This is a genomic window from Actinomycetota bacterium, assembly GCA_023488435.1.
GTDB lineage: Bacteria > Actinomycetota > Coriobacteriia > Anaerosomatales > UBA912 > UBA912.
Genome location: JAMDCK010000005.1, coordinates 1 through 7,374 on the forward strand (window position 1 = coordinate 1; position 7,374 = coordinate 7,374).

A 7,374-nucleotide genomic window follows, 5' to 3' on the forward strand; every position below is an offset into this window, starting at 1 on the left:
CATCGAGGAAGCGCTCGAGTACGGCCTCCTCATCGCTACCCCTCACGCCCGAATAGAGTTCCGCGACGGTGATTGCCGAGACGTACAGCTCGCCTTCGAGAGATTCGATGTATCGAACCGCCTCATCACGACCGCGTAGGTATTCGATGATCACATCTGTGTCTAGGAGGAGGCGGTTTGCCGTCACTGATCGTCAACCGCGCTCAAGAATCGCTACATCCGCGAGAATGTCAATCGGACGAAGCAGAAGCTGTATGCAGCGTGAGTCGCGCACCGCTCAGCTGCGGGTATATGGGACGATGATATCCTTGGCCCCGGGAAAATGCTGCTTGTTGAATGTCACCAGCACCGCCCCTACGGACTCTGCCGAAGTCGCCACAATCGCATCAGCTAGTCCCGTACCGTGAGTCGGCCGCCAGCGCTGCCTGCACAGACCGCCGAGACGGGCGAGCGCCCGGTCGATCGGAATGACCTCGAACGCATCGAGGAAGCGCTCGAGTACGGCCTCCTCATCGCTACCCCTCACGCCCGAATAGAGTTCCGCGACGGTGATTGCCGAGACGTACAGCTCGCCTTCGAGAGATTCGATGTATCGAACCGCCTCATCGCGACCGCGTAGGTATTCGATGATCACATCTGTGTCTAGGAGGAGGCGGTTTGCCGTCACTGATCGTCAACCCCGGTATCCAGCCGGTCCCATTCGCGGCGCAGCTCATCTGCGTCGGGCAGATCCTGACGGTCGCTCCACAGCCCCCTGGCGCTGCGCAGAAGGTCTAGGCGATTAGCGGGCTCTTCGCGGTCGATGAACCTATCCACTGCCGTCCGAATCACTTCGCTCTGGGTCTTGCCCAGGCGCCGCGCGATCGACTTGACCGCCGTATGCTCTCGCTCGGTGAGGTAGATTTGGGTTCGCTTCATGAAGCACCTCCGTCGAATATACATCGTGAGTATACATCACGGAGGTGTTTGCGTCCATCGGGCGCGCTTCAGCCGCGAAGGAGCGGTTTCAGTTCGGCGTAGCTGGTGTCTGAGTCGGTAGAATACTTGTGACGCACACAATATATTGAACGCCACTGTTAAATTTTGCAGGTATACATACTATATATTGTGGTTTGCATGGTACAATACGTCTGGCAGGTGCGGATTGCACGTTGACAGAACAGCAAGAAGCCCCGCAGCAACGGGGCTTCGAGAACGCGGCCTGGCGGCACAACAACATCAGAATATCCCATTCCGGGAGGCTGGTGTAGGGCGCAGGTCGCAGAAAGCGAGCGAAATGATGCCTAGGCAACACGTGGTGCGGCACAAGGGCGAGTGGGCCGTCCGCCGCGAAGGAAGCAGCCGAGTGACGGAGACTTTCGACACCCAGGCTGAGGCAATTGAGCGCGGGCGGACCATCGCTCGGAACCAGAATGCCGAGCTTGTGATCCATCGCCCCAACGGACAGATCCGGGATGCCGAGAGTTACGGAAAAGACCCATTCCCGCCTAAGGGATAGCTAAGCCAATCGTCCGCACCTGCCTAAGGGTACCCCATGGGCAACCCTTTCCCATGAAAAGCACTTCTTTGAAGCCAACAAGATTTATGCCGATTCGCTCAAGAAGGCACGATGTGCACAGTGTCCGTCGGCTGCCTGGGTTGACCCTTGGCGGATACACAGAAGCGATATACCCTCACCGGCGCTTATGCCGCAGGGGTGACGCAGCTGAAGTATTATGCGGCTACGGATAAATGTTGTTCGAGCGACTAGATTGGGAACGAAGTGGAGACGTGCAGCTCCGAGTTGTCTGACATGTCGGACTACGTGGTCCATTTCACCAGATCGTCCTGCAGCGCCTCAGCGTACGATGTCATGCTCTCCATCCTTGGCTCCGGGATGCTTCGCGCATCTGGTCCGTACGGCATCGCCGCCACTCTGGCACCCAATCCCGACTCCCAAAAAGTCGTCTGTTTCAGCGAGGCACCCTTGGACGTCCTTGACCGAATCATCCGCAATCGAGGTCCTTACGGAATTGCGTTCTCCAAGGACTTCATCATCTCCAGGGGCGGCGGTTCGGTCTGGTACGTAGAGCCAGACAGCGAAGCTGCGGCAGCTGTCCTGGAGGTCATACTTCCTTCCGAAAGCAGCGCTTCCCCTCAGAATCCCGCCTGGTCCATCACGCCCTTCATCGAGTTCGTTGGTGCTGGGCCGAATGGACCATTTCGTTGGGAGCGAGAGTGGCGGCACGTGGGACACTTGTGCTTCAACCAAGTCGAGCCCTCCTTCCTCTTCATCCCTGAAGAGTTACATGACGCTGCTCGGGCGTTCTTTGAAGACGCGCGAGCAGAGAACCTCGGACCTTGCTATGAATGCAAGTTCCTAGACGCTCGGTGGGAAAGGAAGCGCGTGCTGGCTGAGCTGAGAGCCTAGCCCTGACACTCCAGCAACCAATATGCTGCCGGAAGAGTGGGGCTTGGAGCGTGATCGCGGCCGAGTGGCATAGTGCAACGGAAACTGGACAACGTTGGACGACTGGAGGACCAGTGCTTGGATTTCCCCGCTTGATGGATGACCTCGCTGGGCTGAGGCCGGTATTCCACTCCGAGGCCGACTTCCAGCACGCCTTGGCGATGCAGCTTGCGCGCGAGTTGCCTGCTGCCGACATCCGACTCGAGTACCGGCCTCTTCCAGGACAATCTGTCTACACTGATATCTGGCTCACGCTCGACGGTGTACATTGCGCGATCGAGCTCAAATACAAGACCAAGCGGGCGACAATCGGCATCGCCGGAGAGCGGTTCGAACTCGCGGATCAGGGAGCGCAGGACACCGGAAAGTATGACTTCTGGAAGGATGTCGAGCGGGTCGAAAAGGTTCGCTCATACCGAGAGGGCACCACCGGCGCGGTCATCTTCCTAACCAACGATCAAAACTACTGGAACGAGCCATCGCGTGAGGGCACGTGCGCGGAAGCGTTCCACATGCACGAGGGGCGGACGGCGACGGGTGAACTGCCATGGGCCGGCCACACCGGCGCGGGTACGATGCGCGGTCGGGAGTCGCCGGTTCAACTTGGTAACAAACACCGGGTGGCGTGGCGCGACTACGGGTCAACGCAGGAAGGGGTGCCTCGGTTCCGGTACGCGCTCGTCGAAGTCGCTGCGCGGGCTGAGGTCTGACGAGTCTGCGTGGTAGAGTTTCCAAGTGAGATGCTGGATTGGAGTGCGAGGCCTTAGATGGCGAGCGCCAGTACTGGATTGACCGCATCGAGAGCCTGAATCGCGAGCACGGAATCGGGTAGGTCATCTAGTAGTGAGAGGGCCACGAAATGAAGCATGATGGATGAGCTATGGAAAAGCCGCAATGATGCTCACGAGTTTCTTCAAGAGCGCGCCCTTAGCGTCGTCCGTGCATTTGAGGACTGTTTTGTCCTAGTTGACGAGTGCGCCATCCAGCTACTCGCGGCTGATTCGCACTTTTCTCTAGTCACCTCGCTCATCGTTGTAAAAGGACGCAACCTGACGCACGGCCTATTCAGTTTATGCCTTGACTCTCTGGCACAAGAAGGAGGCGCGCTTTTTCGCCCACTTCTCGAAGTTGTCGAGCTGCTTGAATATCTCATTCAGGATCCCTATCGCGTTGAATCCATCGTTGACTCGAAACCAAAGGCCGGCGAGATTGCAAGGAGCATAGGAAGTGAGTTTAAGCGGATCCGAGACCACTTGAACCAAGAGGCCTCCCATGCATCATTAGGCGTGCACGCTTTGCGTCATTGTGTGTCGAGGAACTCCGCAGAATCGCCAGAACTACAGCTCCAGCAGGTCTTTATGCCAGCCGTCTTGCTTGTGAATCTCACGACTCTATTCTCAGTCATGTGTTTTCTAGCGGAAGAAGCGGTGTCGTGTCTGGCAATCGCGACCGGTCAGGACCAATCAGTACTCTCAAATCGAGCAGGAGATATTTTCAATGCAGGAATGGCAGCACTCGATGAGGCGCAATCAGAGGTAGGACTGTAGCTGGCGCTGGGCATAGTTAACGCGACTCGTATGGTAGACTTGGGCCGAATGTGTGTTCGATAACTAACCTAACCAGGAGTTCTAATGCCCGAAAATAGTAGCTGTAGCCTGGGTCCAAAATGGCGTGGTACCCCTCTTGACGGTTCGCTGGTGCGGATTACCGTGACCCTGTACCTCTACTGGCTTCGAATCGCATTTCAACATCTGCGTGAATCGAAAGTTGCACACGGGGCCCTGTTGGCCGCTTCGGATACCGCGGACAACGAACAAAAAATCTACGAAATGGATCGAGTTTTTGTTTCCAGCATGCAATGCGTCGTGGCGGCCGCTGTGGCAGTTGAAGCTTTCTACGCTATGACCAAGGACTACATAGACATTCCGCCCGAAACCGTCGCGAAATGGAATGACAACAAACTCGCGCGGCCCAAGCGGATCAGCGAAGTGTTCCGCCAGGCCTTCAAACTACAGAACCCACGCTTTGAGGAAATGAGGCAGAGTTTGTGCCAACTGTTTGAGGGGAGGGACTTGTGCGTGCATCCATCAGCCGGGCACGATGCACCGGAGCTGTACGACGAACTTAGCTCGTACACGGATTGGCGGGTCGTTGCGTTTCGGCATGAGAATGCAAAGATGTGTCTTGGTATCGCGCTCAGTACGATTGCGCATCTAATTGAGTTGGCTCCTAGGCATGTGCCGGCCCTGGGGGATCATTGCCTTGGCTACACGCCAAGGGTTAGATCGTTGGTTCAGGAGTGGGAATCAGAGTTCGGAAGCTTAGAGGTGCGCAAGGAAAAAGTAGCTAGGCTAGGTGGCATGAGTCGGACCAACCCGCCCCCACAGACACGACGCTCGTTGGGGTATACTCCAATCTCAAGTGACCCGCCGACGTGTGATCGGTGATGCGTTCGCGATAAAGGGGAAGCAGGTACTCAGGTAAGTCGTGTCCAACCTGGAACGAAGGCGTGCCGATGCCAGCAGGGCCGCCGCGCTCGCCAGACCATGAAGAGCGAGGATTCTATGAAGAAGCTGACTGCGGCCGACCCAGAAACCATGAGCCCCGACCTCGTTGTTGAGAACATCGAGCGGCTCAAAGCACTCTTCCCAGAACTTCTTACCGAGGGGCCAGACGGCGCAGCAGTGAACGTGGACGTGCTCAAGCAACTGGTGGGCGACAAGACGGTCAGCGACACCGACGAGAAGTACGGCCTGAACTGGCACGGCAAGCGACGCGCCCGCCAACTTGCGCTCACGCCTTCGACCGGCACTTTGCGCCCAGCGCCTGAGGACAGCGTTGACTGGGACACCACGCAGAACCTGATGATTGAAGGCGACAACCTTGAGGTGCTGAAGCTGCTGCAGAAGAGTTACGCGGGCAAGGTCAAGCTCATCTACATCGATCCGCCGTACAACACCGGCAAGGACTTCGTCTACCCGGACAACTTCAAGGACAACATCCGAAACTACATGGAGTTGACCGGACAGGTGGAGGGCGGAACGAAGATCAGCAGTAATACCGAGGCCAGTGGGCGGTTTCACACCGACTGGCTGAACATGATGTATCCGAGGCTGAAACTTGCGAGGAGTTTGCTTCGAGAGGACGGCGCAGTGTTCGTTTCGCTAGACGATGGAGAGATCGCTCACCTAAGAACGACAATGGACGACATCTTTGGAGCAGAGAACTTCGTCGCGAACGTAATTTGGGAGAAGAAGTTTGCTCCACAAAACGACGAGAAGTACTTTTCAGAACGACACGATTTCATAGTGGTATTTGCTAAGAACAAGTTCAGCTGGAATCGCAATCTGTTGGCCCGAGGCGGAGATGCTCTCGCACGATACAAGAATCCGGATAATGACCCTCGTGGCGCTTGGGCCTCTAGCGATCTGCTTCGCATGGAACATAGGGACAACTGTGTCTACACGATTGTTGGCCCAACAGGCACGAGGTGGACACCCGATTCAGGCACAAGTTGGAGACATCCAGAAGACGAAATGCGTGAGTTGATTCGTGTTGGCCAAGTATGGTTCGGGGCGGACGGTGGAAGCAAGCCGCGCAGAAAGCGCTACCTTTCCGCAGTCAGCGAGGGTGTTGTTCCTGAGACAATCTGGTTTCATAAGGACTGCGGGCACAATCAAGAAGCAACGCAGGAAGTGAAGTCATTGTTCGCCGATGCTGGCGTTCCGTTTTCAAACCCAAAGCCAACCAGGCTTGTAAAGCGGATGCTCGACATCGGGACATCTTCGAGTGGGCAAGATATTGTCCTCGATTTTTTTGCTGGGTCAGGGACCACCGGCCACGCCGCCATGGCCCAAAATTCAAATGATGGTGGGAATCGTAGGTTCATCTTGGTCCAGTTGCCTGAGCCGCTTGACTCCGAAGTGAAAGAACAGAGACTTGCCGCTGAATGCTGCGATAACCTCGGCAAGCCGCGCAACATCGCCGAGCTGACCAAAGAGCGCCTGCGCCGTGCAGCGAAGAAGATCAAGGAGGAGAACCCGTCCTTCGCGGGCGACCGCGGCTTTCGCGTCTTCAAGCTCGATTCCAGCAACATCCACGAGTGGGAACCGGACCGCGATGACCTTGACCAGACGCTGCTCGATTCCATCGATCACCTGAAGGCCGACCGTACCGAGCAGGACATCCTCTACGAGCTGCTCCTCAAGCTGGGCCTCGATCTCTGCGTGCCAATCGAAACCCGTACCGTTGTAGGCAAGGCCGTGCACAGCATCGGCGGCGGTGTGCTGCTGGCCTGTCTCGCGACCCAGATCACCCAAGAAGAAGTGGAGCCGCTGGCACAGGACATCGTCGACTGGCACAAGGAACTCGCCCCAGCGGGCGACACCACCTGCGTGTTCCGCGACAGTGCCTTCGCCGACGACGTGGCCAAGACCAACCTCGCCGCCATTCTGGAACAGCACGATCTCAAGAACGTGCGGAGCCTGTAGCGATGGAAAGGCCGCACGAGTCCACCGGCGAGATCATCCTCTATCAGACAGACGACGGGCACACCCGCGTCGAGTGCCGGTTCTCGGATGAGAGCCTGTGGCTGAGCCAGGCGTTGATGGCGGAGCTCTTCCAGACCACGCCTCAGAACATCACGCTGCACCTCAAGGCGCTGTTTGCAGACGGGGAGATCGAGGAAGCGGCAACCTGTAAGGAATTCTTACAAGTTCGCCAGGAGGGTTCGCGAGAAGTCCAGCGAGCTGTCAAGCACTACAACCTCGACGCCATCCTCGCCGTTGGGTATCGCGTTCGCTCGCTGCGCGGGGCGCAGTTCCGCCGCTGGGCCACGGAGCGCCTGCGCGAATACCTCGTCAAGGGCTTCACCCTGGACGACGAGCGCCTGAAGAACCCGGATTCCGGAGTGTATTTCGAGCAGT

General features: G+C 57.2%; 10 protein-coding genes. 7 read left to right on the forward strand and 3 right to left on the reverse strand.

All coding sequences use genetic code 11. The annotated features are described in order from the left end of the window. The 3 genes from M1617_00520 to M1617_00530 form a co-directional block, all read right to left on the reverse strand. The coding region (locus M1617_00520) for a PIN domain-containing protein (protein MCL5886782.1) at positions 1-187 on the reverse strand (187 nt) is incomplete at its 3' end. A 90-nt stretch (positions 188-277) separates the two neighbouring features. Further along, the gene (locus M1617_00525; protein ID MCL5886783.1) at positions 278-667 is read right to left on the reverse strand and encodes a type II toxin-antitoxin system VapC family toxin; all 390 of its coding nucleotides are present in this window, start codon (positions 665-667) and stop codon (positions 278-280) included. After that, entirely contained in the window at positions 664-918 is a 255-nt protein-coding gene (locus M1617_00530; GenBank protein ID MCL5886784.1) for a ribbon-helix-helix protein, CopG family, read from the reverse strand. The genes M1617_00525 and M1617_00530 overlap by 4 nt, the downstream gene beginning before the upstream one ends. A gap of 358 nt (positions 919-1,276) precedes the next feature. Here M1617_00530 and M1617_00535 point away from each other — a divergent pair, with 358 nt between their 5' ends. From M1617_00535 to M1617_00565, 7 genes are all read left to right on the forward strand, one after another. Beyond that, positions 1,277-1,498, forward strand: a complete 222-nt coding sequence (locus M1617_00535) for a DUF2188 domain-containing protein (GenBank protein MCL5886785.1) — start codon at positions 1,277-1,279, stop codon at positions 1,496-1,498. 294 nt (positions 1,499-1,792) lie between these two features. Further along, positions 1,793-2,410 (forward strand): abortive infection system antitoxin AbiGi family protein, encoded by a 618-nt coding sequence (locus M1617_00540; protein MCL5886786.1) that lies wholly within the window; start codon positions 1,793-1,795, stop codon positions 2,408-2,410. A 134-nt stretch (positions 2,411-2,544) separates the two neighbouring features. Beyond that, the gene (locus M1617_00545; GenBank protein MCL5886787.1) at positions 2,545-3,159 is read left to right on the forward strand and encodes a hypothetical protein; all 615 of its coding nucleotides are present in this window, start codon (positions 2,545-2,547) and stop codon (positions 3,157-3,159) included. A gap of 156 nt (positions 3,160-3,315) precedes the next feature. After that, complete coding sequence (locus M1617_00550; GenBank protein ID MCL5886788.1) at positions 3,316-3,996, forward strand: hypothetical protein; 681 nt, start codon at positions 3,316-3,318, stop codon at positions 3,994-3,996. A gap of 162 nt (positions 3,997-4,158) precedes the next feature. Then, entirely contained in the window at positions 4,159-4,896 is a 738-nt protein-coding gene (locus tag M1617_00555) for a hypothetical protein (GenBank protein MCL5886789.1), read from the forward strand. Positions 4,897-5,013: 117 nt separating this feature from the next. Further along, complete coding sequence (locus M1617_00560; GenBank protein ID MCL5886790.1) at positions 5,014-6,939, forward strand: site-specific DNA-methyltransferase; 1,926 nt, start codon at positions 5,014-5,016, stop codon at positions 6,937-6,939. Positions 6,940-6,941: 2 nt separating this feature from the next. After that, positions 6,942-7,374, forward strand: a 433-nt coding sequence (locus M1617_00565; protein MCL5886791.1) for a virulence RhuM family protein, incomplete at its 3' end; no start/stop codon positions are given.

Coding starts and splice junctions, on each gene's coding strand:
- M1617_00530 (MCL5886784.1), bottom strand. CDS start 918: ATGAAGCGAACCCAAATCTACCTCACCGAGCGAGAGCATACGGCGGTC.
- M1617_00535 (MCL5886785.1), top strand. CDS start 1,277: ATGATGCCTAGGCAACACGTGGTGCGGCACAAGGGCGAGTGGGCCGTC.
- M1617_00540 (MCL5886786.1), top strand. CDS start 1,793: ATGTCGGACTACGTGGTCCATTTCACCAGATCGTCCTGCAGCGCCTCA.
- M1617_00545 (MCL5886787.1), top strand. CDS start 2,545: ATGGATGACCTCGCTGGGCTGAGGCCGGTATTCCACTCCGAGGCCGAC.
- M1617_00550 (MCL5886788.1), top strand. CDS start 3,316: ATGATGGATGAGCTATGGAAAAGCCGCAATGATGCTCACGAGTTTCTT.
- M1617_00560 (MCL5886790.1), top strand. CDS start 5,014: ATGAAGAAGCTGACTGCGGCCGACCCAGAAACCATGAGCCCCGACCTC.